The sequence below is a fragment of the Nonlabens sp. Asnod2-A12 genome (genome assembly GCF_045063745.1).
Lineage (GTDB): Bacteria > Bacteroidota > Bacteroidia > Flavobacteriales > Flavobacteriaceae > Nonlabens > Nonlabens xylanidelens.
Genome location: NZ_JBEFOB010000003.1, coordinates 2,431,486 through 2,455,672 on the forward strand (window position 1 = coordinate 2,431,486; position 24,187 = coordinate 2,455,672).

Consider the following 24,187-nt stretch of genomic DNA (forward strand, 5'->3'; position numbering starts at 1 on the left):
TTCTTGAAACCTATTGTTTCTAACTAAACAAATATCGAACTAAATCTTCAATTTTTGAAAAGGCTTGTACTTCAGTTCCTGTGTTTTTAAATTCTTGTTTGCTAGGCGCGATAAAAACCTTATCAAAACCTAATTTTGCCACCTCATTCACACGTTGCTCCATGCGGCTTACTGGTCGTATCTCACCACCTAATCCTACCTCTGCACTGAAACAGTGCTGTGAGGATAACTCTAGGTCAAAGTTAGAAGATAAAATAGCAGCTACAACAGCAAGGTCTATCGCAGGATCATCTACAGTGATTCCGCCAGTGATATTTAGAAACACATCTTTCTGACCTAGTTTAAAACCAGCCCTTTTTTCGAGAACGGCTAGAATCATGTTAAGTCTTTTGAGATTGTAACCTGTCGCACTACGTTGTGGTGTTCCGTAAACAGCTGTGCTTACTAGCGCTTGCACTTCTATCATAAGTGGTCGCATTCCTTCCATGGTGGCAGCTATCGCAGTACCGCTTAGTGTCGCACCACGTTGTGAAATTAAAATCTCACTAGGGTTAGTTACTTCTCTTAATCCATGACCTAGCATTTCATAAATACCTATCTCATGCGTACTACCGAAACGATTTTTAAGCGCTCTTAATATTCTGTACGTGTGATTGCGATCTCCTTCAAATTGTAACACCGTATCTACCATGTGCTCTAAGATCTTAGGACCAGCGATATTACCATCTTTAGTAATGTGGCCGATAAGGAGCACAGGAGTGTTCGTTTCTTTGGCAAATTTAATAAGCTCACTAGTACATTCTCTAATTTGAGAAACACTACCAGGAGAGCTCTCTATATGATCTGTTTGAAGTGTTTGTATAGAGTCTATAATCAAAACATCTGGCTCTACTTCAGTTATTTGTCTGAATATGTTTTGCGTTTTAGTCTCTGTGAGGATATAGCAATTAACAGCCTCTTCTTTGATGCGATTTGCTCGCATTTTAATTTGTTGAGCACTTTCTTCACCAGACACATAAAGTGTTTTAAAAGGTAAATTAAGGCATACTTGAAGTAGTAAAGTTGATTTTCCTATACCAGGTTCACCACCTAAAAGAGTAATGGAGCCAGGAACTAGTCCACCTCCTAGAACTCTATTGAATTCTGCATTAGTGGTGTCCAGTCTAGGACTCTCGGCAGCATTTATTTCAGATATTAATTGTGGTTTTGGGGCACGCTTTCGCGAAAGCGGAACTTCTCCAACAGCACTTTCCCAAGTTTTTTTCTGTTCCTTTTGAACGACCTCTTCAACTAGTGTATTCCATTCTTTACAAGTGGAACACTGTCCTTGCCATTTAGAATGTTGCGAGCCGCAACTTTGACAAAACCAGGTAGTCTTTACTTTAGCCATTTACTCTTTTTCTTTTATTTGTAGCAGTTCTACTTTATCAAGAACATCTTCTTTGCTTATACCTACTGCAGGTTCTAGTCCATAGGCAGCATTAAAGGCTTTTATCGCTCTAGATGGTCTGCCTATTCCTTCATATCCTAGTCCTTCTATATAACGGCCATAAAGAATATCTGGATATACCTCGTTTGCTAGCACACCTATATCTATAAGTTGATCCCAGTCTTGTTTAGATTCAACATAATCGGCTATGGTGACTAGATCTACCAGGCGCAGTTTCATATCTACTCCATAAACCTCTTTTATTAATCGATATTTTTCTTGAATGCGATCAATGATGCGTACCATTCCTTTTTTCTTCTCATCTCCTTCAAATTTAGCTTCTTCGGCAAGGTCTTGTTCTAGTAGTTGCTCTTCGTCTATAAGCTGGTATTCTTGAAAAATGAAATCTAAACCACGAGGTATTGCATGTGCTGCAACCGAGTATTTATTAGTTCCTTCTATTTTATCATGTTTCAGGTTAAGATTTTTCTTAGTTGCAAATAGTGAATCGGTCTCGGTAGTTATTATCTCACTTAGGGAGTTGTCCTTTTCTGGAGTAGCTACATAGAAATAGTTGTATTCCTGCAATTGGCTAATTTTAGGAATCAGATTTTGTTGAATTATAGGAGAGTACTCTGGGTCAATCTGTATCAATGCATCTATTGCTATTTTTTTTCGCATTAGGTAAAAGCTAGCAAGGTTTGCTGTAATATCTTTGGCAACTATAACGGTAAAAGGTGCAACTCTATATTCATTTACCATGGTTTGTTTTATCTCCATAACAAAATCCATGAATTTAAGAGATTGTTGCTCTGGAAAACCAGAATCCTGATTTATTTCAGTGTCGTCATAACGGCTTTGTCTTTGATTTATTCCCACTACAAAGGACTCTGGCATCTGATCCCAATAAGCAAGATAGTCTGCAGTTCCTGCTACTGGTTCAAATAAAAAATCTCCATCTAATACTATAATAAGAGGATAAGTCTTTTCTGGATTTTTAGAATAATTACGTGGTTTTAAAATTTTCACATTACGGTCTTCACCCAGTACGTCACTTGGAAAAGATCTATATAATGCTTGAGAGAATGCTAGGTGTCCTATGAATAGGAGGGTTGCGAGGGTTGTAAACTTATTCATCAAGAGAAATTTATGATCGGGAATTTACAATTATTTACTTGAAACGCTACCTCTCAAGGATAACAATAGTAAAGATATTAGACCGTATACGAGAACTAACATAGTTTGAGAAAGCCATAATATCCATCCAAATGATGTTCCTAATGTTTCTGAAATACCAAAAACTAACAATACCTGTGCGATAAAATATGGGTAAGCGCCAAAGCCTCCATTTGTGAATGCTACTGCAAAACTACCAGCTACAAAGGCGCATAAAATGGCGCTTATGGGTATAGTTTCAATACCTGGGATAGCATAAATACTAACATAGAACATGACTAGGTACATGCTCCAAATAAATAAAGTATGGAAGAAATAGAGCCACTTTTTTTTCATGGTCCATATGGTCATAAATCCTTCTTTCATTCCTAGAATAAATCCTTTTACTTTATTGAATAATTGAAGTTTTCTAGAGATAAAAATGATCAATATGATAATTAATAAAAAGATAGCAATGTAGAGAGTTGCTTTTACTGGGTCCGCTTTCGCGAAAGCGGATTCTAAATGATCTTTAAAGAAACCAATAATGGCATCGCCCGCACTAAGTATGGCAGTAGCTGTTATTATTAAAAGAATGATAAGGTCTAGAACACGCTCTGCTATAATGGTTCCTATCGCTTTGTCCATAGGAATGTGGTCAGACCGGTTGATTATGGCTGCTCTAGAGATCTCGCCACTGCGAGGTATGATAAGATTCATGGCATACCCTGCGCCTATAGCCATAACATTAGTTATGAATTTAGGTTTTTTACCTAGAGTTTCTAGCATGTAATTCCATCGCCAGGCTCTTGATAAGTGGCTCAAAAAGGCAAATGTAACTGCAAGTACTATCCATGCATAGTTGGCATCTAGAAGATAAGAGTATACTTTTTCTCTTTCTTCATCAGTAAACTGGTTGTAAGAAATGTAAATAAGAAAAAAGCCCAACAGTAGTGGTAGGGCAATTTTTATTATTTTAAAAGCAAGAGCCTTCAATACTTATGAAAGCGTGTTGTCTTCTTCATTAGGAAAAAGAAGCGTTGGTTTAAATTTCTTTGCTTCTTCCATGCTCATTTGCGCATAGCATATGAGGATCAATACATCTCCTTTAGAAACTTTTCTAGCGGCGGCACCGTTAAGTGTTATTTCTCCACTACCACGAGGTCCTGGAATAGCATAGGTTTCTAGGCGATTACCGTTATTATTATTAACGATTTGTACCTTTTCTCCTTCTACGATGTTTGCACCATCCATTAGGTCTTCATCAATTGTGATGCTACCTATGTAGTTAAGATCTGCTCCGGTTACCTTAACGCGGTGAATTTTTGATTTTACAACTGTAATTAACATGTGGCAAATATACGATTTACTGTAAATTATTTAATCATAGCTTTTAATTTCTTGTTTAAGAGCTAGTTTTGGGGTAATGAGATGTTATCTATTAATCGCACTCCTTCTATACGAGCGACTATAAAACCTCTATAATGGTGTTTTTTGTATTTGCGTGTTACTGGGTGCAGGGTCTCTTCACTAGTGATTGTGAAATACTCAAGTGTAAAGTCAGGTTCTTTTTTAAAAAGATCGTGAACTAGTTGTTGGGTTTTTAAAATGCTGTTTTTCTTAAAATAACTTTGAGCTTTAAGTAAAGTGGTATTTATAAAAGCTGCTTTTTCTCTTGCAGTTTTAGATAGTTGCTCATTTCTGGAGCTCATGGCTAGACCATGAGGTTCTCTTTTAATAGGACAACCTATAATTTTTAAGTCTAGACCTAGTTTTTCAACTAGTTTTTTAACTATTTGTAATTGTTGGAAATCTTTTTCTCCAAAAAAAGCTTTGTTTGGCGTTACTGCTTTAAATAGAAATTCTAAAATGGTACCTACACCATCAAAATGTCCAGGGCGGTTTGCACCTTCCATCACATTTTCTAATCCGTCGTAAGAATAGCTTTTTGCGGCGGCATTATTTCCATAAACATCTTCAACACTGGGTGCATAAACAGTTAGTTTATTAGGGTCCATATGTTCTTTAATAAATAGAACGTCCTTTTCTACAGTACGCGGATATTTATCTAGATCATTTCTATTATCAAATTGAGTGGGATTCACAAAGATGGATACTACCAGGTGATCGCATTCTGAAATAGCTTGCTTCATTAAAGATATATGCCCTTCATGAAGAGCGCCCATAGTTGGGACAAATCCTACAGTTTTTTTACTGTGAATATGATTGTTAAGGTATTCTGTAAGTAGTTTGTGTGAATCAAAAATCATAACATTCTTTAACATGATAGTGCCTACAAACATAAGGTTTACAAAGCAAAGTGCAAGAAATTGCTTATTTTTGCAACTTGCTAAAAGTTAGGCAACAATAAAAAGATCTATGAAGGAAAAAAGAGTTCTATACGTATCGTCAGAAGTTATACCATATTTACCAGAGACAGAAGCCTCATCTATGTCTTATTTTGCCCCTAAAATGGTGAACGATCGTGGTGGTCAAATACGTATTTTTATGCCAAGATTTGGTAATATAAATGAGAGAAGACATCAGTTACACGAGGTAATTCGCCTTAGTGGTATGAATTTGATTATCAATGATCTTGATATGCCTCTCATTATAAAAGTTGCGTCTATTCCTAAAGAACGTATGCAGGTTTACTTCATTGATAATGAAGATTACTTTAAAAGAAAGGCAACTCTTACAGATGAAGATGGTGAGTTGTTTCCAGATAATGATGAGCGTGCGATTTTCTTTGCAAAAGGAGTTATTGAAACAGTGAAAAAATTGAACTGGGCACCAGATATTATTCATGTTCATGGATGGTTAGCTAGTCTTCTTCCTCTGTATTTGAAAAATTATTATGGTAATGATCCATTATTTGAGGAAAGTAAAATAGTTACCTCAATATATAATCAATCCTTTGAAGGAGCGTTAGATGATGAGATGATTGAGAAACTTCAATATGATGCATTAGATGACGAGGCTCTTGAAGAATTTGAAGACCCTACTTATGTTAATTTAATGAAGAGCGCAATTAAGTATAGTGATGCTATTATTAAAGGAAGTGAAGAATTAGATTCTGAAATTGATGAGTATATTGACGGGCAAGAAGATAAGCCTGTTTTAAAGTACTACTCACCAGAAGAATTTGCTGATGCTTATGAAGAGTTCTATCTTGATCAAGTTTTAAACGAAAAACAAGAAGAAGCTTAAGAAAATGAAAAAAATGTTATGTAGTGCTGCGATTGCTGTCGTGGCTATGTTAGGAGTGGTGTCCTGTGATAATGATTTAACTCCTTTGGGAGCAAACTTTTTAGGAGAAGATGCCTCTGATGTGATTCAAGAGGCTGTATTTGATGTGAAGACATACAGTGTGCCAGTTAATCCTGTGCAAACTAATAATTTCACTTCTTTTCCTTTTGGTACTTATAACGATCCTGTTTATGGAACTTCTAATTATGGATTTGTTACTCAGGTGAATATTGCTAATGTCAACCCTGATTTTAGTGGAAATGCAGAAATTAAAGAAGTAATTATGGAAGTTCCATATTATTCTACAGCGATTTCTATAGAAGATGAAGTAACGACTTACGAAATAGATTCTCTTTATGGCAGTAGTCCGGTTCACTTACAAGTTTATCGTAACAATTATTTTTTAAGCAGTTTTGATTCTGCTGATGTAACTCAAGGAGCTGCTTATTATTCAGATTTAGAAAGTACTATAGATATGAATAAGGGGGAATTAATTTATGAAAATGATGCCTTTTACCCTATTAGTAGTGAGATTGCTATTACAGAAATAGATGATGAGGGAGAGTTAGTCACGACTAGTAGGTTGTCTCCGAGATTGAGGGTTAGTTTACCGATTGATCAATGGAAGGAAATTCTTTTTCAACTAGATTCAGATCCTGACCGATCTATAATAGATGCTAGGCCTGAATTAGCTACTTCAAGTAATTTTCAAAATTATTTTAGAGGACTTTATTTTAAAGTTGAGGGAAGTAGTACTTTAGGAAATATGGTTCATTTTGATTTGACAGATGCAAATATTACTTATGTTGTAGAAACTGATACAGCTATAGAGGATACGGCAGATGTTGATGGTGATGGTGATGTTACTGAGTTTTTAAGAGTTAGTTCTGATTTTGTAATTAATTTTGACGGAAATAAAGTTGGGTTCATTGATCATAGTTTCCCTGCTCCTATACAAGCAGATATTGCAGCTTCAAATGATCCGATTAATGGTGCTGAGAATTTATATTTAAAAGGAGGATCTGGTTCTTTAGCGGTTGTAGAGTTATTCGGTCAGGCCACTAATGATATAGATGGTGAAGCACCTGCGCTTTCTAGTATTATAGCAAACGATTGGCTTATAAATGAAGCTTCTATTGAGTTTTTTGTAAATCAATCTATTGTTGAGGGTGGAGAATCAGAACCTGAGCGTATTTTAATATACGATTATGACGAGAATACGGTGCTTGCTGATTTTGTTTTTGGAACATCTACTTTAACAGGTGTAGACGCTAATACAAATCACTTAGGTAGGTTAGAAAGAGTTGTTGCAGATGATTTAGATTCCGACGGGACGTTTTATAAGCTTAGAATTACTCAGCATTTAAATAATATTATTCAAGGTAATGTTGAGAATAATAGATTGGCTATTGTTACTAGTCAAAATGTTTCGCTTTTAGGGAATACAGGTGTTTCAGATGCTCCTGTCAATAATCCAGATCTAGAAGCGATCCCTCTTAGTGCAGCTATTTCTCATGAAGGAACAGTTATTTATGGAAACCTTTCCCCTGAGGTGGATAAAAGGCCTGTCTTAAAGGTGTATTATTCAGAAACAACCAACTAAAAAAAACAAATATGTGTGGAATCGTAGGTTACATAGGGCACCGTAAGGCATACCCTATAGTATTAAATGGTTTAAAAAGACTTGAGTATAGAGGTTATGATAGCGCAGGAATTGCTATTTATGACGGTAAAGAATTAAAGTTTTCTAAGACAAAAGGCAAAGTAGCAGACTTAGAAAAAAAACTTGAAGCAGAAATTTCTACTGATGGTACTATCGCTATAGGTCATACGAGATGGGCAACTCATGGAGTGCCTAACGATGTGAATTCACATCCTCATTTTTCTAATAATGGTGATTTAGTTATCATACACAACGGTATTATTGAAAATTACGAGCCATTAAAGCAAGAGTTAAAAAATAGAGGTTATACTTTTCAGTCAGATACGGATACAGAGGTTTTAGTTAACCTTATTGAAGATGTGCAAAAGAAGGAAAAAGTAAAGTTAGGGAAAGCTGTTCAAATCGCACTGAATCAGACTATTGGTGCTTATGCTATTGCAGTCTTTGATCGCAAAAAACCTAATGAGATAGTTGTAGCCCGTTTAGGGTCTCCACTTGCTATAGGTGTTGGTGATAATGAGTATTTTATTGCTAGTGATGCAAGTCCGTTTTTAGAATTTACTAAAAATGCTATTTACTTAGAAGATGGAGAGATGGCTATTGTGCGCACGCACAAGGATATGAAAATAAGAAAAATCAAAAATGATTCTTTAGTAGATCCTTATATACAAGAGTTACAAATGAATCTTGAGCAAATTGAAAAAGGTGGTTACGATCACTTTATGCTTAAGGAGATTTATGAGCAACCGGATGCAATACGAGATACTTTTAGAGGTCGTATGCTAGCCGATCAGGGTCTTATTAAAATGGCTGGTATAGATGACCATATAGATAAATTTATTAACGCAAAACGTATCTTAGTCGTTGCTTGTGGTACTTCATGGCATGCAGGTCTTGTGGCTGAGTATGTTTTTGAGGAGTTAGCACGAGTACCAGTTGAGGTAGAGTATGCTTCTGAATTTAGATACCGAAATCCAGTAATTGATAAAGACGATGTTCTAATTGCTATATCTCAATCAGGAGAAACAGCAGATACTATGGCGGCTATTAAGCTGGCAAAAGAAAGTGGAGCGTTTGTTTTTGGTGTATGTAACGTTGTAGGTAGTTCTATTTCTCGCGAGAGTCATGCAGGAGCTTATACTCATGCAGGTCCAGAAATAGGTGTAGCTTCTACAAAGGCATTTACTACGCAAATAACTGTGCTTACATTGATAGCGCTACAATTAGCTAAGAAAAAAGGTAAAATTTCTACTAGTGATTTCCATACCTATCTTAAAGAGTTAGAGACTATTCCTGAGAAAGTTGCTGAGGCATTAACAACTAACGATCTTGTAGAAAAAATTGCTGCTATATATAAGGACTCAAAAAACTGTCTTTATTTAGGTCGAGGATTTAATTTCCCTGTAGCACTAGAAGGAGCTTTAAAACTTAAAGAAATAAGTTATATCCATGCAGAAGGTTATCCAGCTGCAGAGATGAAACATGGTCCTATCGCTCTTATTGATGATCAAATGCCTGTTGTCGTGATTGCGACTAAAAAAGGTCACTATGAAAAAGTAGTTAGTAATATTCAAGAGATCAAGGCGCGTAGCGGTAAGATTATAGGTATTGTTACTAAAGGGGATGTAGATGTTAAAAATCTTGCTGACCATGTAATAGAAGTGCCAGAGACTATTGAGTTTATGACACCTTTATTAACTACTATTCCGTTACAATTGCTTTCTTATCATATAGCTGTTTTGTTAGATAAAAACGTAGACCAACCTCGTAACCTTGCAAAAAGTGTTACTGTAGAGTAAGTTGATTATATTTAAAAAGTTGAAAAGCCATTTCTTTAAGGAATGGCTTTTTTTATTCCCGCTTTCGCGAAAGCGGAACACGGCTTATTCCTATTGGTCTTATTTACAGATATGTGGGTTGATAAGTCCCTCTTTAAATGGTTAATATTAAAGAGTCCTAAAAAAATTAAAAAACACCTTATTTTTATAGAGATGAAAGCAGTATCTTTGCGCGACGAAAAACAGCCGTTAAAAGCTGTATCTTTTTAAGTTTTAAAACATTATATAAATGTCTCAAATTACAGGTAGCGTTTCACAAATCATCGGACCGGTGGTAGATGTAACATTCGACAGTGCAGAAGGCGCACTTCCTAAAATTTATGATTCACTAGAAATCGCAAAAGAGGACGGTTCTTTACTGGTACTAGAAGTACAATCTCACATAGGTGAGAGCACAGTAAGAACAATATCTATGGATTCTACAGATGGTCTTAGTCGTGGTACAGCGGTTAAAGCAACTGGTAATCCTATTAAAATGCCAGTAGGTGATGACGTTTACGGTCGTCTATTTAATGTAATCGGTGATGCCATTGACGGTTTAGGAGATCTTCCTAAAACTGGAAAAGATGGACTTTCTATTCACAGAGATGCACCAGCATTTGAAGATCTTTCTACTTCTACTGAGGTACTTTATACAGGTATCAAAGTAATCGACCTTATTGAACCTTATGCAAAAGGTGGTAAAATTGGACTTTTCGGTGGAGCAGGAGTTGGTAAAACAGTATTGATTCAAGAATTGATTAATAACATTGCAAAAGGTCACGGTGGACTTTCAGTATTTGCTGGAGTTGGTGAGCGTACTCGTGAAGGGAATGACCTTCTACGTGAGATGTTAGAATCAGGGATTATCAAGTACGGTGATGACTTCATGCATTCTATGGAAGAAGGCGGTTGGGATCTACAGAAGGTTGATAAAGCTGGAATGAGAGAATCTAAAGCAACTTTCGTATTTGGACAAATGAATGAGCCACCAGGAGCACGTGCTCGTGTAGCGCTTTCTGGTCTTACGATTGCTGAATATTTCCGTGATGGAGCTGGTGATGGACAAGGAAAAGACGTTCTTTTCTTCGTTGATAACATTTTCCGTTTCACACAAGCAGGTTCTGAGGTGTCCGCACTATTAGGTCGTATGCCATCTGCAGTAGGATATCAACCTACACTAGCAACAGAAATGGGTGCGATGCAGGAAAGAATTACTTCTACTAAAAAAGGATCTATTACATCTGTACAAGCGGTTTACGTACCTGCAGATGATTTAACGGATCCAGCACCAGCAACAACGTTTGCTCACCTTGACGCTACTACTGTATTGTCTCGTAAGATTGCAGAATTAGGTATCTACCCAGCGGTAGATCCTCTAGATTCTACATCTCGTATTCTTGCAGCAGATATTTTAGGTGATGAGCACTACGATTGTGCTACTCGTGTAAAAGAATTATTACAGCGTTATAAAGAGCTTCAGGATATCATCGCCATTCTAGGTATGGAAGAATTATCTGAAGAAGATAAAATGGCTGTAAACCGTGCACGTCGTGTACAACGTTTCTTATCTCAACCTTTCCACGTTGCAGAGCAGTTTACTGGTCTTAAAGGTGTGTTAGTTGATATTAAAGATACTATCAAAGGATTTAATATGATTATGGATGGAGAGTTAGATCACCTTCCAGAAAGTGCATTCAACCTTAAAGGTACTATCGAAGAGGCTATCGAGGCAGGAGAAAAAATGCTTTCTGAAGCATAATATAAGTATACAGTTACCGTCGTCTTGATCTGATTAAGACGACTGGATACTGTGATATAAAATTATACAAATATGATTTTAGAAATAGTTACACCAGAATTAACACTTTTTAAAGGTGAAGTAGAATCTGTGTCTGTACCTGGTATAAATGGACAGTTCCAGATGTTAGATAATCACGCGCCAGTAGTGTCGTTATTATCTAAAGGTGCTGTAAAGATATTTGGTAATGTAGTGTTAGATAAAGCTAACGCTGCTCTTTTTACTAAAGAAGATGGTACTACTAACTTTGCTATAACTGGTGGGGTTCTAGAAATGAAAGATAATAAAGCGATAGTCCTAGCAGACTAATAACGTTCTTATCATAATATATTAAAGCCTCGATCTATGGATCGAGGCTTTTTTTATATAGGACATTTGATTTCTTAAGATTCTTTCTATTGCTTCTTTAAGGAGCTTCTTGTGTGTTTTACTAGAATGTTCTTAGGTTTAATCAGTTTAATGGCTCTAGATTACTTCTATCAATTTTCAAACTGTTGCTGATTGTGTTTTTAGAAACCGACGGTAATTTTAATGCAACAAAAAACCTGCAAAGTAGGCTTTGCAGGTTTTATATAAATTCCCTCGATACTAAGAACGAGGTATGTTGTTATAATAAATTACTTTAATAATTTAATGGTAGCTTCATTACCATTTGCCATTGCAAGATCTAATGCAGACTTACCATCTACTTTAACAGATTTATCAGCTCCAGCTTCTAATAGAAGAGATACAGTATTATCGCGTCCCATTTTTGCTGCCCACATTAATGGAGTGTTGTCTCCACATGTTTGGTTTACGTTTACTTTAGCATCGTCTAATAAATAAGAAATAACGTCACCGCTATTCATTTGTACGGCTAATTGTAGTAAAGTCGATTGTCTAGTACCAGCTTGGAAACAATTATCTTTATTAGAGTCGGTTACAAAAACTTTAAGGTCAGTAGGACTGTCGTTTTTAAGGGCAATTGTCATGTCTCTAGTTAAATCTTGAGCGCTTACTGTTCCTGCTAGGATTAGAGCGAGAATAAAAAGAACTTTTTTCATCATTGTTAGGTTTTAAGATATGCTAATATAACACTATCGTTTAAAACCTTTTATCTGTTTATCAATAGATTTTAATTTGTAGGGATTTAGCTTTAAGAGAAAATACAATTGGTTGGCCAGGTGAATAGTTCTTTTAGAGTTATTTTCTGTATTCTAGTATATCTCCAGGCTGACATTCCAGGGCTTCACAAATAGCCTCAAGAGTTGAGAAACGCACCGCTTTTGCTTTGCCTGTTTTAAGTATGGAAAGATTTGCAGTGGTAATCCCTACTATGTCTGCTAGCTCATTACTTTTCATGCCTTTTTGTGCTAGAACTATGTCTAAGTTGATGTATATGGGCATGAGTTATATCGTTAATTCATTTTCTTCTTGAATAATGATCGATTCATTCATGATTTTGGAGATGATAATCAAGAATATACCAAAAGCCAAAAGTACAAATGCAGAGTCAAAAGAAATACCAAGGTGAACGCTGTTGGAAGAATCTGAAAGATCCATGTCTTTAACTATAGGCATTGTTACATATTTGTAAATGTAAGTAGGTAATTTTGTAATTAATAAACCGATCACACAAAACAATCCTGCCTTATATAAATGTACTTTAATAAGCTCATCAATAAATCTATGCGGTGAGATACGGTAAGAAGCTTTTCTCAAATGATAAATCATTCCTAGAAAAAACCAATATCCTATCACAGATAAAGCTAGCACTAAATAAAACGTCCAGTGAATATTATAAATGTCTTCACCAAAGTTGGTAAATTTCGTTGCTAATCCATCGGTAAAAAGGAAGAGTGTAAATGGCGCAAGAACTGCACTTATCCAACTGAAGAAATATACTAGCGTAAGTATTGCTCTTAAGGTACTGAGCCAAGTTATTTTCATAATAATTATTGTTTTTCAATAACAAACCTATCATATTATTATTGATTAACAATAATAAATTATCGAAAAATGATAATAAAATTCGTTAAATAACTTAATATGTGATGTTTAATTGATTGAAGTGTATTAAGGTGAAGTTTGATCTTTAATTTGTTTTCTCAACTATATAGCCCTTTTGCTTGCTCTATACGCTGTGACGAGCTCATCGTCTACCTGTTTTGCTTTTTTAACAAGAAATTGTTTTTATTTTGATGTAATGGTAACTTGTATTTTTTGAGAACAACAAATAACCGAATACTAAAACACTTATTTTTGCATCATGCTTCCAGAAAAACTACAGACTCTTTTAGGTATGCGTTACTTCTCAGGGAGTTTGCGTAAACTTACTGTAAACGATCATCTTATAGATTTCTCTTCAAATGATTATCTAGGTTTTTCTAAGATACATGTGTCACATAAAGCGCAATCTAATGGCGCTACTGGCAGTAGACTTATTTCTGGACATAGCGATTTACATAACCAGATAGAAGATCAAATTGCACAATTTCATAATGCACCAGCTGCTCTGCTATTTAATTCAGGTTATGATGCAAACATAGGTCTCATACCTGCACTTACAGATCGAGCAGATTTGATACTTTTTGATCAACTCGTTCATGCTAGTATTAGAGATGGGATACAATTATCGCAGGCAAAATCTCTTAAATACCGTCATAATGATTTAAGACATCTAGAAATTTTGCTATCAAAATTTAGTGAGGCCGAGGGTCGACAGGTGTATGTGATCACAGAATCTGTGTTCTCTATGGATGGCGACATGCCAGATCTTAAGAAATTGATAGATTTAGTTAGCAGGTTTGACAACGCACATTTAATATTAGACGAGGCGCACGCACTAGGTGTTATAGGAAAAAATGGCGCCGGACTTGCGCAACATCTGGATCTAGAGAATGATGTTTTTGCACGCGTTATGACCTTTGGTAAAGGTTTGGGATGTCATGGGGCAGCTGTTTTAGGTAGTGAAGACCTTAAAGAGTATTTGATTAATTATGCTCGCAGTTTTATTTATACCACAGCATTGCCAGAGCATTCATTGCAGTGTATTTTAAATGGGTACCTTACTTTGAGTCGTAGTGAAGATGTCATCTCTCGATTAACTAGTAACATTATATTGTTTAATAAACTGGTATTGCAAGCTGGATTGAGATTACGCTTTCGCGAAAGCGAGACCGCCATTCAAACTTGTATCATACCTAATAACGAGGTGGTAAAAAAAGCCGCATTTACGCTCCAAGAGAATGGATATGATGTTAGGGCGATACTGTCACCTACGGTTAATAAGGGTGAAGAACGACTGCGTATATGTATTCATAATTTTAATACAGAAAATGAAATGAGTGGCATGCTACAATTACTTGCTAAAACTCTGAAAAACCTATGAGTAAATTTAAAACCATAGCCGTATTTGCTTATCCAGCAGAGGCTGTTGTAGTAAAAGGTAAGCTAGAGAGTGAGCAGGTAGAGGTTTTCTTAAAAGATGAGTTTACCGTTGCAACAGATCCATTTGCTACTAACGCTATAGGTGGTGTTAAAATGCTGGTGTATAAAGAGGATTTTATAAAAGCGATGGGTATTTTAGAACAATCTAATCCTGATTTATTAAAATATCGTGTAGAATATATAAAATGTCCCAATTGTGAAAAAACAGACGCTAGAGAAATACGTGATATTGAAACGGCACCTACCTTTGCAGATAAAATGAAAGCGGTTGTTTTAAACATCTTTCCTTTTTCTAATTCTTACAATTATCAGTGTAAGAGTTGTTATACAAAATTTGACGTGAATGAGTAAAATATTTATTACCGGTATCGGTACAGATGTTGGAAAAACAGTTGTTGCGGCTATAGTTACAGAATCACTTAAGGCAGATTATTGGAAACCGATTCAAAGTGGTCTAGAAGAAACTGATAAAGCGACTATCTCTACTTTATTATCAAATACAATAACTACTATACATCCAGAAGCTTATAGATTAGTAACACCTATGAGCCCGCACAAGGCGGCTCAAATAGATGGTGTTACTATCGATCTAGATAAAGTAATACGTCCTGATACTGAAAATACTCTGGTTATAGAAGGTGCGGGCGGTCTATTAGTTCCTTTAAATGATAAGGATACTATTGTGGATCTTATAATGCCAGAGGATAAAGTCATTTTAGTTAGTTCTGGATATTTGGGTAGTATCAATCATACGTTGTTAAGCGCGGCGCTTTTAAAATCAAAAGGACTCAATTGTGTAGGCGTTATATACAATCATGTAGATCTTGATGGTACAATTGAGGTTATTGAAAAAATGACGGGACTTAATACTCTAGGTCATATATCTAAAGAAGAAGAAATAAACGCGTCGGTAGTGGAGAAGTACGCTTTAAAATTTCAAAAAGCTTTAAAAGCATTATGATCAAAAAGGATATCATAAAAAATGATGCCGATTTCATTTGGCATCCACTAACGCAACATAAAACGGCTAGTGAGCCTCTTGCGATTGCTAATGCAAAGGGTAATTATCTGTATGATTTTGATGGTAAAAAATACTTTGACGGTATTTCTAGCTGGTACACCTGTAGTTATGGGCATACAAATCCTGTTCTTACTGGCGCAATTAAGAAACAAGTAGATCAATTGCATCATGTGGTTTTTGCTGGTATGACTCATGAGCCTGTTGCTACATTGGGTGAGAAACTGATCGGTATCTTGCCAGATAACCAGCAAAAACTGTTCTTTTCTGAGAATGGTTCTACTAGTGTAGAGATAGGTCTTAAAATGGCTTTTCAGTATCACTTTAATAAAGGTGAGAAACGAAATATGGTAGTTGCCTTAGAAAATGGTTTTCATGGAGATACCTTTGGTGCCATGAGTGCTAGTGGTTTATCAGTCTATAATGGACCATTTGAAGACTTTTTTATAGATGTGGTGCGTATTCCTGCTCCAACAAATGAGAATCTTCCTCAAGTTTTAGAATTAGTACACTCTCTTTTAGAAAAACACGAGATTTCTAGTTTTATTTATGAGCCGCTAGTTCAAGGAGCTGCAGCCATGCAACTTAATGATGCTGCTGCGCTGTCTCAAGTGATTAGAAAATTTCAACAACAAGGAGTTATCGCCGTGGCAGACGAGGTGATGACAGGTTTTGGTAAAACAGGGACTTATTTTGCTAGTGATCAAATAGAGGCAAAGCCAGATGTTATTTGTTTATCAAAGGCGCTCACCGGTGGTATCATGCCTATGGCAATTACTTCTTGTACACAAAAGGTGTACGATGCCTTTTATGATGATAATCTTGCCAAAGGATTATTCCATGGACATACCTATTCTGGTAATCCACTAGGTTGTGCAGTCGCTGCAGCTGCTATCGATTTATTAATCTCTGAGGACATTCAAGCAGGTGCAAAAAATATAGAGGTGTCTAATATAGAATTTAAAGCAAAAATTGAATCACACCATAATGTGGCCGCAGTTAGAACTAGAGGTGTAATACTTGCTATAGACCTTGCCATAGAAATGGAGCGTTATGGAAATAAACGTAACGAGATGTTTCAGTGGTTTTGGCAACGTGGTTTGTTTTTAAGGCCACTAGGTAAAACAGTTTACATTGTGCCACCATTTACTACCACGTCAGCAGAATTGGACTTTATTTATCAATTATTAGAAGAGTTTTTAGATCAGATTAGTTAATCTAAGGATCTAACAATCTGTGTTGAAACGGTATAAAAGAACTTATTAATAGATTTTTAATCTAAGTTCTTTTCACGATTTTTGCAGTCGTAAATAAGCTTGTGAAAAACCCTATATATATTAACGATGCAGCCATGGTAGCTGCGGTAGACTCTTTTAAAGATCAACAAGAAACTAGTTTTTTTAATAAAAAAGACAGTGCTTGGGTAGGTCCTATTTCTAGCGAAAAAGAATCTCAGTTAAATGCATTTTTAAAAGAAAATGAATCGTATAGATCCTTGGACCGTAGTGTGCAACTGGCGTTATTATCAGCTAGTTCTTTAAAAAATGTTCCATCACAAACGGGCATTAATATAGGTTCTAGTCGTGGTGCAACTGGTTTATGGGAAGAGTTTTATTCTCGCTTTCGCGAAAGCGGAACCGTACCAACGGCAACATCTCCATTAACTACACTAGGTAATATATCGAGTTGGGTAGCACAAGATCTAGGTCTTAAAGGAACTGCTTTTTCACATAGTATTACCTGCGCAACGGCATCTCATGCGATACTTAATGCTATTGCATGGCTAGAAAGTGGTATGGCGACTAGCTTTATAGCTGGTGGTAGTGAAGCGCCATTAACACCATTTACAGTGAGTCAAATGCAAGCTTTACGCATATATTCACGAGATACCGATCAGTATCCATGTAAAGCACTGGATCTAGATAAGACACAAAACTCCATGATTCTAGGAGAAGCTGCTGCTGTGTTTTTACTTTCTAAAGAAGATAATAACAGTGTTGCAAAAATAACAGGTTACGGTAGCGCTATAGAAAAACTAGCTAGTGCAACATCTGTAACCGCTAGTGGAGACTGTCTTCAAGAATCAATGAGGCAGGCAACACAGCATATGAATCTAGAAGATGTAGATGCAATTATCACTCATGCACCTGGAACAATAAAAGGAGATAGAGCAGAGTTTACTGCGATTAAGAGCGTTTTCGGAGATCAATATCCGCGTTTATGTAATAATAAATGGCAATTAGGTCATGCGCTAGGTGCAAGTAGTGCGCTTAATCTAGCTATGGGAATAGAAATGTTGCAATCCCAGAGTATGTTTACTGTTCCATTTTTAGAAGATTCATTTGTGAATCCGCGTGGAGATGTTAGAATACCTAAACGCATTTTAATCAACGCGACTGGCTTTGGTGGTAATGCAGTAAGTTTACTGATAGAAAAATTATACTAGAATTAAAAACTAATAATTTGATAATAATAAGTGCTTTTCTTTAACATTAATTCATTGTAGCTATTACTTAAGGAAACCTTATTTTTACCTTTTTAACGTAGAATACGATTATGAGACACGACTGGACTAAAGAAGAAATATTAGAAGTTTATAACAGACCTATTATGAATTTGTTATATGATGCGGCGACTATTCATAGAGAATTTCACAATCCTAATCAGGTACAAGTTTCTACGCTTCTTTCTATTAAAACTGGCGGTTGTCCAGAAGATTGTGGGTACTGTCCACAGGCAGCTCGTTATCATACCGACGTAGAAGGAAATGATTTAATGTCTGTGCAACAAGTAAAAGCACAGGCTTTAAGAGCAAAATCTAGTGGTAGTTCTCGTGTATGTATGGGAGCAGCATGGAGAAATGTAAAAGACGGGCCAGAATTTGACCAAGTGTTAGAAATGGTACGTACTATTAATAAATTAGATATGGAAGTGTGTTGTACTCTAGGTATGATCACTGAAAACCAGGCACACCGTCTAGCAGAGGCTGGATTATATGCTTATAATCACAACTTAGACAGTTCTGAAGAGTATTATAAAGAAGTAATTTCTACTCGTGGCTACCAAGACAGACTAGATACTATAGATAACGTACGTAAAACTAATGTTACCGTATGTAGTGGTGGTATTATAGGTATGGGAGAAAATATAGAAGATCGTGCAGGTATGTTAGTTGCACTAGCTAGTTTAAGCCCACAACCAGAAAGTACACCTATCAACGCACTTGTTGCCGTAGAAGGTACACCACTTGAGGAGCAACAACCTGTTTCTATTTGGGAAATGATACGTATGGTTGCTACTACGCGTATAGTAATGCCACAAACACAGGTAAGACTAAGTGCTGGTAGAACAGACATGTCTAGAGAAGGACAGGCGATGTGTTTCTTTGCAGGAGCTAATTCTATATTTGCAGGTGATAAATTACTTACCACACCTAATCCAGATGTGAATGAAGACATGAAAATGTTTGAATTATTAGGACTAGAGCCTATGAAACCATTTGTAAAAAAGGCACAACCAGAAACGGTAGAAGCTCAATATTCTGAATATCAGGATCAAGGTGAAAAGCCTAAATGGTCTCGTCCAGGTCACAAGATCGAGCGTAATGAGGAGGCTAAACAAGCTGGTAAAGCCGTTAAAGCATAGTTAACTACGTAGACTTTCTTTGTTTCATTACTTAAGTTTGTACGCTATTTATGCAACTCAACCTTAAACAAATACCGCGTGTTTCCACGATAAGTAAAGATGATTTTATAAAAAATTATCTCAAGCCACAGCGCCCTGTAGTTATTGAAAAATTAACTCAAGACTGGCCCGCTTATAAAAAATGGAATCTAGAATATATAAAGCAAGTTGCTGGAGATAAAACCGTGCCTCTTTATGATGACCGTCCTGTAAAACATGACGAGGGTTTTAACCAAGCACACGCAGAGATGAAGATGTCTGAATATGTAGATCTTCTTAAAAAGAAACCTACTAATTTCAGAATCTTCCTCTATAATATTATGAGCGAGGTTCCGGCACTTCAGACAGATTTTAAATTCCCTAAATTAGGAATGCGATTGATCAAGGGTTTACCGATGATGTTCTTCGGTGGTACGGACTCTAAGGTTTTTATGCATTTTGATATAGATTTCACTAACATTCTTCACTTCCATTTCCATGGTAAAAAGAGATGTGTGATTTTTCCTCCAGATCAGTCGCCTTATTTATATAGAGTGCCACATTCTTTAATTGCTAGAGAAGATATAGATTTCTCAAATCCAGATTTTGAAAAATGGCCAGCTTTAAAACAGGCACAAGGTTTTGTATGTGAGCTTAATCATGGCGAGATGTTGTATATGCCCGAGGGATACTGGCATTACATGCATTACCTAACGCCTGGGTTTTCTATAAGTTTGCGTTCTTATCCTAGAAAGATTAAAAATTTAAGTAAAGCGCTTTATAATTTACTGTTTATGCGTCATTATGATAACTTTATGCGCAAACGTAAAGGACAGGAGTGGATAGATTATAAAAATGAAAAAGCGATAATTAGAACCCACGAAAATCTAAATATCAAGGAATAAGCTCTACAGCTTTTGCATAAACTAGGTGGCTTTCCCAGCCTCTATAGAGCAGGTAATCGGCAAGTTTTTTACGCTTTTTATATTTATCATTTTCGGTAGTTATTTGTTGTAATCGCTTTCGCGAAAGCGTATCCAAAGCAATCTCATAATCGACATCAGATATCTCTTTGAGTCCTATCTTTATAGTACGTTCATTAAGGCCTTTCATTTTAAGTTCGCGTACTATACGCACTCTTCCCCATTGTTTAATACGGAACTTACCTCTTGCAAAAGCCTCGGCATAACGTGTTTCATTCAAGAATTTGTGATGGATCAAGTGGGGTATGATTTCATCTATTGCTAGTTGAATAATACCCATGCTTTTTAACTTATCCTCCACATCTTTATGACAGCGCTCTTGATAGGCACAGTATCGCTCAATGGAACGAGTCGCTTCTTCTACGGTGTAAGAATCTTTGGGCATTGGTTTTTAAAAGTTCTAAAACTAATGGTAATTGATGGTTTTAAAGAAAATCCCCTAAGGGTAGAATTAATTCTAGCTTTAGGGGATAAAATTTGTTCTTATTTATGAAATCAACTTCACTACATCTTTTGCAAAATAACTAGCTATTAAATCTGCTCCAGCTCTTTTAATAGCGATAGTTTGTTCCATCATTACGGCATCATGATTTAACCATCCTTTTTCTGCAGCAGCTTTAAGCATGGAATATTCTCCACTTACTTGATACACGCTTACAGGAACATCTACTTCGTTTTTAATATCTCTAACTATGTCTAGGTAACATAATCCAGGTTTTACCATAACGATATCTGCTCCTTCATCGATATCCATTAAAGTTTCTTTTATGGCTTCATTTCGATTTGCAGGATCCATTTGATAGGTTTTTTTATCTCCAAACCCTGGTGCGCTATCCAGTGCATCTCTAAAAGGACCGTAAAAAGCACTAGCATATTTTGCAGAATAACTCATGATTCCAGTATCTGTAAACCCTTCTTCCTCCAGTGCTTCTCTTATGTAAAGAATACGACCGTCCATCATGTCGCTAGGTGCGAGCATGTCTGCACCAGCTTGTGCATGAGAAATACTCATTTGTGCAAGTACCTCGCAAGTAGCATCATTAAGAATTTTGTTATTCTCTACTATTCCATCATGACCAAAACTAGAAAAAGGATCCAGAGCCACATCTGTCATTACATACATTCCTGGTGCAACATCCTTAACGGTTTTAATAGCTCGTTGCATCAGTCCATCTTTATTAATAGCCTCGGTCCCTTTGTTGTCTTTTAAATGGTCTGGTACTTTAACAAAGAGTAAGACGCTTTTTAATCCCATGTCCCATAATAATTGTACTTCTTTCTTTAAAAGATCTAGACTGTATCGGTAATAGTCCGGCATAGAGGCTATTTCTTCCTTGATGCCATTTCCTTCTACTACAAATAATGGTACTATAAAATCATTAGGTGAGATCAACGTTTGTTGTACTAAAGATCTTACAGCTGGGCTAGTTCTTAATCTTCTGTTTCTTCTTAATGGGAACATATTTATAGGTCTAATTTGTTAATTAAATTGAGGTAGTCCACCTCATAGTTAGGAATTTTCAAAGTTACCTTCTTTGCCGTATTTAATACAATTATAGAAGGGGTTTCCTTATTATTACTGTCGTGTTGTTTAAATTTTTCTTGGATAAGTTGGTTAATCAGTAATGCCTCATCAAAGGAGATTGTTTTTCTTACCACACTATCATTTGCTTTGTAAACTAAAATGTCTTCAATAAAACTCATTGATTCTACCCTTGCATCTGTCAGATGATACTCGATAGTAAAATCTTTGCTTTCAAAAATAGAATTCATATTTTCGATAGTAGGTTCTACTTCTTGTGTGCATGACGCAAGAAGTATAATGCTCAGTAAGAGGATTAATTTTTTCATGATTTGTTTATTTTATCTTCTTTTAAAAGCTTTGATAAGAAAGGTGTTTCTAGTCTTTCTTCAACACTACGCTACTTGCCTGTGAGGTACACATCACAGTCAAGTCTGCAATGTTAACATGCGGTGGTCGTGTTACGGCAAATAGAATAACCTCTGCAACATCTTGTGGTTGTAAAGCCATGTAACCTTGGTATACTTTGTCAGCACGTTCTTTATCTCCTTTAAATCGCACCTCACTAAAATTAGTCTGTACCAGTCCTGGATTTACAGCACCTACTCTTATGTTATATGGGTTTAAGTCCAGTCGCATACCTGTAGTGATAGCGTCTACAGCGTGCTTAGAGCCACAATACACGTTCCCATTTGGGTACACTTCTTTACCAGCGGTAGAACCTATGTTGATGATATGTCCGTTTTTACGTTCTCTCATTTTAGGTATAATCGCATGACTTACATAAAGCAATCCTTTTACATTTATATCCATCATAGCGTCCCAATCTTCTAGGTTACCTTTATCTATAGGGTCCAGTCCATGAGCGTTACCTGCATTATTTATTAGGATATTGATCTCATTAAAAGGGAATTCTGTAAGACTGTTAATTTGTTCTTCTACTTTTTCTTTATCACGTACATCAAAGCATAAAGTCTCCACAGGAACGAGTTCAGAAAGCTCTTCTTTTAATTCGGCCAGCTTCTCTTCGTTACGTCCACAAAGTACAAGGGCATAATTGTTATCGGCTAGAGTTTGTGCGGTTGCCAGTCCTATTCCACTAGTTGCGCCAGTAATTAAAGCAGTTTTCATATCAGGTTCTTTGTACAAAAGTAGGGAAAAGGTGTTAGCAAGATGTTTATTTTAACCTCGCTTTCGCGAAAGCGGTAACGTTAACAATCGATAACATAAAAGTATACTTCTGTGAAGTTTATCAATGAGACCTTCTTTAAATTTGGTAGTCACAGATGTAGGGCTAATTTTAACAGCTTTTAAACAGTTCAAAATTTAATGTTTGGACATTTTTGCAATTAATAAGATTAAAGAAAATACTATTATGGATCAACAAAGCACGCAGGTAGATATTGCGAGTATCAATGAAAAGGTAGCACAAGAAAGCCAGTTCGTAGAATTACTTGTTAATGAAATGAACAAGGTAATTGTAGGTCAACAATACATGATAGAACGATTGCTTATAGGTCTTTTAGGTCGCGGGCACATTCTATTAGAAGGTGTACCTGGACTAGCAAAGACACTTGCTATTACGACTCTTTCTAAGGCGGTAAGTGGATCTTTTTCAAGAATACAGTTTACACCAGATTTATTACCGGCAGATGTTGTGGGGACATTAATCTATAACATGAAGGATGGTGAATTCAACATCAAGAAAGGGCCTATTTTTGCAAACTTTGTCCTTGCAGATGAGATAAACCGTGCGCCAGCAAAGGTGCAAAGTGCTCTACTAGAAGCCATGCAAGAGAAGCAGGTTACTATAGGTGATGAGACTTTTAAATTACAGAAACCATTCTTAGTAATGGCAACTCAAAACCCAGTAGATCAAGAAGGTACTTATCCATTACCAGAAGCGCAAATGGACCGTTTTATGTTAAAAACGGTAATAGATTACCCAACTATTGCAGACGAGCAATACATAATGCGAGCAAATCTAAAAAAAGACTTTACAGAGCCTAACGCTGTAGTGTCTGTAGAGCAAATTTTACGCGCTCAAGATGCGGTAGAAATCGTATATATGGACGAGAAGATCGAGAAGTATATTCTAGATATCATATTTGCGACTCGTTATCCGGAAAAATATAATCTGGCAGACTTGAAGCCGTTGATCTCATTTGGAGCATCACCTCGTGGATCTATTAACCTTGCCAAAGCTGCAAAATGTTATGCATTTATTAAGCGACGTGGTTATGTTGTGCCAGAAGATGTGCGTGCAGTAGTACTAGACGTATTGCGTCACAGAATAGGTATTACTTATGAGGCCGAAGCTGAGAACTACACAACTGAAGATATAGTAAACAAGATCGTAAACACGATCGAGGTACCATAGTTCTATTGAAATAAAATCAATAGGTGTTGATTCTTGAAAAAATAGAGTCGTTCATAATCTATTGATGCTGATAAAAAA

26 protein-coding genes are annotated in these 24,187 nt (G+C 36.2%); 14 read left to right on the top strand and 12 right to left on the bottom strand.

The genetic code is table 11. The annotated features are described in order from the left end of the window. Window positions 1-19 precede the first annotated feature (19 nt). The 5 genes from radA to panC form a co-directional block, all read right to left on the bottom strand. Entirely contained in the window at window positions 20-1,390 is a 1,371-nt protein-coding gene (gene radA, locus ACJJVJ_RS11135; RefSeq protein ID WP_104514041.1) for a DNA repair protein RadA, read from the bottom strand. Further along, complete coding sequence (locus ACJJVJ_RS11140; RefSeq protein ID WP_104514040.1) at window positions 1,391-2,566, bottom strand: alpha/beta hydrolase; 1,176 nt, start codon at window positions 2,564-2,566, stop codon at window positions 1,391-1,393. Between the two features lie 30 nt (window positions 2,567-2,596). Continuing rightward, window positions 2,597-3,532 (bottom strand): YbhN family protein, encoded by a 936-nt coding sequence (locus ACJJVJ_RS11145; protein WP_405370314.1) that lies wholly within the window; start codon window positions 3,530-3,532, stop codon window positions 2,597-2,599. 51 nt (window positions 3,533-3,583) lie between these two features. Beyond that, window positions 3,584-3,934, bottom strand: a complete 351-nt coding sequence (gene panD, locus ACJJVJ_RS11150) for an aspartate 1-decarboxylase (protein WP_104514038.1) — start codon at window positions 3,932-3,934, stop codon at window positions 3,584-3,586. Window positions 3,935-3,996: 62 nt separating this feature from the next. After that, window positions 3,997-4,887: a pantoate--beta-alanine ligase gene (gene panC / locus ACJJVJ_RS11155; RefSeq protein WP_405370316.1), complete on the bottom strand. Its 891-nt coding sequence runs from the start codon at window positions 4,885-4,887 to the stop codon at window positions 3,997-3,999. A gap of 76 nt (window positions 4,888-4,963) precedes the next feature. Here panC and ACJJVJ_RS11160 point away from each other — a divergent pair, with 76 nt between their 5' ends. The 6 genes from ACJJVJ_RS11160 to ACJJVJ_RS11185 all read left to right on the top strand — a co-directional run bounded on the left by ACJJVJ_RS11160 (window position 4,964) and on the right by ACJJVJ_RS11185 (window position 11,423). Beyond that, entirely contained in the window at window positions 4,964-5,794 is an 831-nt protein-coding gene (locus ACJJVJ_RS11160) for a glycogen/starch synthase (RefSeq protein ID WP_104514037.1), read from the top strand. Window positions 5,795-5,798: 4 nt separating this feature from the next. Beyond that, window positions 5,799-7,436, top strand: a complete 1,638-nt coding sequence (locus ACJJVJ_RS11165; protein ID WP_405370318.1) for a DUF4270 domain-containing protein — start codon at window positions 5,799-5,801, stop codon at window positions 7,434-7,436. Window positions 7,437-7,447: 11 nt separating this feature from the next. After that, complete coding sequence (gene glmS / locus ACJJVJ_RS11170; RefSeq protein ID WP_405370320.1) at window positions 7,448-9,295, top strand: glutamine--fructose-6-phosphate transaminase (isomerizing); 1,848 nt, start codon at window positions 7,448-7,450, stop codon at window positions 9,293-9,295. 42 nt (window positions 9,296-9,337) lie between these two features. Next, window positions 9,338-9,544, top strand: coding sequence for a hypothetical protein (locus ACJJVJ_RS11175; protein WP_405370322.1), 207 nt, complete (start codon window positions 9,338-9,340; stop codon window positions 9,542-9,544). A gap of 19 nt (window positions 9,545-9,563) precedes the next feature. Further along, window positions 9,564-11,075: a F0F1 ATP synthase subunit beta gene (atpD, locus tag ACJJVJ_RS11180; protein WP_104514033.1), complete on the top strand. Its 1,512-nt coding sequence runs from the start codon at window positions 9,564-9,566 to the stop codon at window positions 11,073-11,075. Between the two features lie 72 nt (window positions 11,076-11,147). Beyond that, the gene (locus ACJJVJ_RS11185) at window positions 11,148-11,423 is read left to right on the top strand and encodes a F0F1 ATP synthase subunit epsilon (protein ID WP_104514032.1); all 276 of its coding nucleotides are present in this window, start codon (window positions 11,148-11,150) and stop codon (window positions 11,421-11,423) included. 308 nt (window positions 11,424-11,731) lie between these two features. On the opposite strand, the gene ACJJVJ_RS11190 is transcribed toward ACJJVJ_RS11185, so the two are convergent. The 3 genes from ACJJVJ_RS11190 to ACJJVJ_RS11200 form a co-directional block, all read right to left on the bottom strand. Continuing rightward, window positions 11,732-12,157 carry an ankyrin repeat domain-containing protein gene (locus tag ACJJVJ_RS11190; RefSeq protein ID WP_405370324.1) on the bottom strand — a complete coding sequence of 142 codons (426 nt, stop codon included), beginning with the start codon at window positions 12,155-12,157 and terminating at the stop codon, window positions 11,732-11,734. 139 nt (window positions 12,158-12,296) lie between these two features. Then, window positions 12,297-12,500, bottom strand: a complete 204-nt coding sequence (locus ACJJVJ_RS11195; RefSeq protein ID WP_298951872.1) for a helix-turn-helix transcriptional regulator — start codon at window positions 12,498-12,500, stop codon at window positions 12,297-12,299. A 3-nt stretch (window positions 12,501-12,503) separates the two neighbouring features. Further along, on the bottom strand, window positions 12,504-13,043 hold the full coding sequence (locus ACJJVJ_RS11200) for a DUF2975 domain-containing protein (RefSeq protein WP_405370327.1): 540 nt from the start codon (window positions 13,041-13,043) through the stop codon (window positions 12,504-12,506). Window positions 13,044-13,362: 319 nt separating this feature from the next. On the opposite strand from ACJJVJ_RS11200, the gene ACJJVJ_RS11205 reads away from it, so the two are divergent. From ACJJVJ_RS11205 to ACJJVJ_RS11235, 7 genes are all read left to right on the top strand, one after another. Continuing rightward, a complete protein-coding gene (locus ACJJVJ_RS11205; protein WP_405370328.1) occupies window positions 13,363-14,484 on the top strand; it encodes an aminotransferase class I/II-fold pyridoxal phosphate-dependent enzyme in 1,122 nt (373 codons plus the stop codon). After that, a complete protein-coding gene (locus ACJJVJ_RS11210; RefSeq protein ID WP_405370329.1) occupies window positions 14,481-14,894 on the top strand; it encodes a hypothetical protein in 414 nt (137 codons plus the stop codon). The genes ACJJVJ_RS11205 and ACJJVJ_RS11210 overlap by 4 nt, the downstream gene beginning before the upstream one ends. Next, window positions 14,887-15,504 carry a dethiobiotin synthase gene (bioD, locus tag ACJJVJ_RS11215; protein WP_104514026.1) on the top strand — a complete coding sequence of 206 codons (618 nt, stop codon included), beginning with the start codon at window positions 14,887-14,889 and terminating at the stop codon, window positions 15,502-15,504. The genes ACJJVJ_RS11210 and bioD overlap by 8 nt, the downstream gene beginning before the upstream one ends. After that, complete coding sequence (gene bioA / locus ACJJVJ_RS11220; protein WP_405370331.1) at window positions 15,501-16,778, top strand: adenosylmethionine--8-amino-7-oxononanoate transaminase; 1,278 nt, start codon at window positions 15,501-15,503, stop codon at window positions 16,776-16,778. Before bioD ends, bioA begins: the two co-directional genes overlap by 4 nt. Before the next feature lie 101 nt (window positions 16,779-16,879). Next, window positions 16,880-18,007 (top strand): beta-ketoacyl synthase N-terminal-like domain-containing protein, encoded by a 1,128-nt coding sequence (locus tag ACJJVJ_RS11225; RefSeq protein WP_405370333.1) that lies wholly within the window; start codon window positions 16,880-16,882, stop codon window positions 18,005-18,007. Between the two features lie 110 nt (window positions 18,008-18,117). After that, the gene (bioB, locus tag ACJJVJ_RS11230) at window positions 18,118-19,206 is read left to right on the top strand and encodes a biotin synthase BioB (RefSeq protein ID WP_405370335.1); all 1,089 of its coding nucleotides are present in this window, start codon (window positions 18,118-18,120) and stop codon (window positions 19,204-19,206) included. Between the two features lie 50 nt (window positions 19,207-19,256). Then, on the top strand, window positions 19,257-20,129 hold the full coding sequence (locus ACJJVJ_RS11235) for a cupin-like domain-containing protein (RefSeq protein WP_405370337.1): 873 nt from the start codon (window positions 19,257-19,259) through the stop codon (window positions 20,127-20,129). On the opposite strand, the gene ACJJVJ_RS11240 is transcribed toward ACJJVJ_RS11235, so the two are convergent. From ACJJVJ_RS11240 to ACJJVJ_RS11255, 4 genes are all read right to left on the bottom strand, one after another. After that, complete coding sequence (locus ACJJVJ_RS11240) at window positions 20,119-20,592, bottom strand: regulatory protein RecX (protein WP_405370339.1); 474 nt, start codon at window positions 20,590-20,592, stop codon at window positions 20,119-20,121. The two genes, ACJJVJ_RS11235 and ACJJVJ_RS11240, sit on opposite strands and share 11 nt — an antisense overlap. A 102-nt stretch (window positions 20,593-20,694) precedes the next feature. Then, window positions 20,695-21,669 carry a porphobilinogen synthase gene (gene hemB, locus ACJJVJ_RS11245; protein ID WP_104514020.1) on the bottom strand — a complete coding sequence of 325 codons (975 nt, stop codon included), beginning with the start codon at window positions 21,667-21,669 and terminating at the stop codon, window positions 20,695-20,697. A gap of 2 nt (window positions 21,670-21,671) precedes the next feature. Continuing rightward, complete coding sequence (locus tag ACJJVJ_RS11250) at window positions 21,672-22,058, bottom strand: hypothetical protein (RefSeq protein WP_405370341.1); 387 nt, start codon at window positions 22,056-22,058, stop codon at window positions 21,672-21,674. A gap of 49 nt (window positions 22,059-22,107) precedes the next feature. Then, window positions 22,108-22,860 carry an SDR family NAD(P)-dependent oxidoreductase gene (locus ACJJVJ_RS11255; RefSeq protein WP_405370343.1) on the bottom strand — a complete coding sequence of 251 codons (753 nt, stop codon included), beginning with the start codon at window positions 22,858-22,860 and terminating at the stop codon, window positions 22,108-22,110. 244 nt (window positions 22,861-23,104) lie between these two features. On the opposite strand from ACJJVJ_RS11255, the gene ACJJVJ_RS11260 reads away from it, so the two are divergent. Further along, the gene (locus ACJJVJ_RS11260) at window positions 23,105-24,109 is read left to right on the top strand and encodes a MoxR family ATPase (RefSeq protein WP_104514706.1); all 1,005 of its coding nucleotides are present in this window, start codon (window positions 23,105-23,107) and stop codon (window positions 24,107-24,109) included. Window positions 24,110-24,187: the final 78 nt, after the last annotated feature.

Bases quoted from the DNA above. Each gene is read 5' to 3' on its own strand.
- radA (WP_104514041.1), bottom strand. From the start codon at position 1,390: ATGGCTAAAGTAAAGACTACCTGGTTTTGTCAAAGTTGCGGCTCGCAA.
- ACJJVJ_RS11140 (WP_104514040.1), bottom strand. From the start codon at position 2,566: ATGAATAAGTTTACAACCCTCGCAACCCTCCTATTCATAGGACACCTA.
- panD (WP_104514038.1), bottom strand. From the start codon at position 3,934: ATGTTAATTACAGTTGTAAAATCAAAAATTCACCGCGTTAAGGTAACC.
- panC (WP_405370316.1), bottom strand. From the start codon at position 4,887: ATGTTTGTAGGCACTATCATGTTAAAGAATGTTATGATTTTTGATTCA.
- ACJJVJ_RS11160 (WP_104514037.1), top strand. From the start codon at position 4,964: ATGAAGGAAAAAAGAGTTCTATACGTATCGTCAGAAGTTATACCATAT.
- ACJJVJ_RS11165 (WP_405370318.1), top strand. From the start codon at position 5,799: ATGAAAAAAATGTTATGTAGTGCTGCGATTGCTGTCGTGGCTATGTTA.
- glmS (WP_405370320.1), top strand. From the start codon at position 7,448: ATGTGTGGAATCGTAGGTTACATAGGGCACCGTAAGGCATACCCTATA.
- ACJJVJ_RS11175 (WP_405370322.1), top strand. From the start codon at position 9,338: ATGGCTTTTTTTATTCCCGCTTTCGCGAAAGCGGAACACGGCTTATTC.
- atpD (WP_104514033.1), top strand. From the start codon at position 9,564: ATGTCTCAAATTACAGGTAGCGTTTCACAAATCATCGGACCGGTGGTA.
- ACJJVJ_RS11185 (WP_104514032.1), top strand. From the start codon at position 11,148: ATGATTTTAGAAATAGTTACACCAGAATTAACACTTTTTAAAGGTGAA.
- ACJJVJ_RS11190 (WP_405370324.1), bottom strand. From the start codon at position 12,157: ATGAAAAAAGTTCTTTTTATTCTCGCTCTAATCCTAGCAGGAACAGTA.
- ACJJVJ_RS11195 (WP_298951872.1), bottom strand. From the start codon at position 12,500: ATGCCCATATACATCAACTTAGACATAGTTCTAGCACAAAAAGGCATG.
- ACJJVJ_RS11200 (WP_405370327.1), bottom strand. From the start codon at position 13,043: ATGAAAATAACTTGGCTCAGTACCTTAAGAGCAATACTTACGCTAGTA.
- ACJJVJ_RS11205 (WP_405370328.1), top strand. From the start codon at position 13,363: ATGCTTCCAGAAAAACTACAGACTCTTTTAGGTATGCGTTACTTCTCA.
- ACJJVJ_RS11210 (WP_405370329.1), top strand. From the start codon at position 14,481: ATGAGTAAATTTAAAACCATAGCCGTATTTGCTTATCCAGCAGAGGCT.
- bioD (WP_104514026.1), top strand. From the start codon at position 14,887: ATGAGTAAAATATTTATTACCGGTATCGGTACAGATGTTGGAAAAACA.
- bioA (WP_405370331.1), top strand. From the start codon at position 15,501: ATGATCAAAAAGGATATCATAAAAAATGATGCCGATTTCATTTGGCAT.
- bioB (WP_405370335.1), top strand. From the start codon at position 18,118: ATGAGACACGACTGGACTAAAGAAGAAATATTAGAAGTTTATAACAGA.
- ACJJVJ_RS11235 (WP_405370337.1), top strand. From the start codon at position 19,257: ATGCAACTCAACCTTAAACAAATACCGCGTGTTTCCACGATAAGTAAA.
- ACJJVJ_RS11240 (WP_405370339.1), bottom strand. From the start codon at position 20,592: ATGCCCAAAGATTCTTACACCGTAGAAGAAGCGACTCGTTCCATTGAG.
- hemB (WP_104514020.1), bottom strand. From the start codon at position 21,669: ATGTTCCCATTAAGAAGAAACAGAAGATTAAGAACTAGCCCAGCTGTA.
- ACJJVJ_RS11250 (WP_405370341.1), bottom strand. From the start codon at position 22,058: ATGAAAAAATTAATCCTCTTACTGAGCATTATACTTCTTGCGTCATGC.
- ACJJVJ_RS11255 (WP_405370343.1), bottom strand. From the start codon at position 22,860: ATGAAAACTGCTTTAATTACTGGCGCAACTAGTGGAATAGGACTGGCA.
- ACJJVJ_RS11260 (WP_104514706.1), top strand. From the start codon at position 23,105: ATGGATCAACAAAGCACGCAGGTAGATATTGCGAGTATCAATGAAAAG.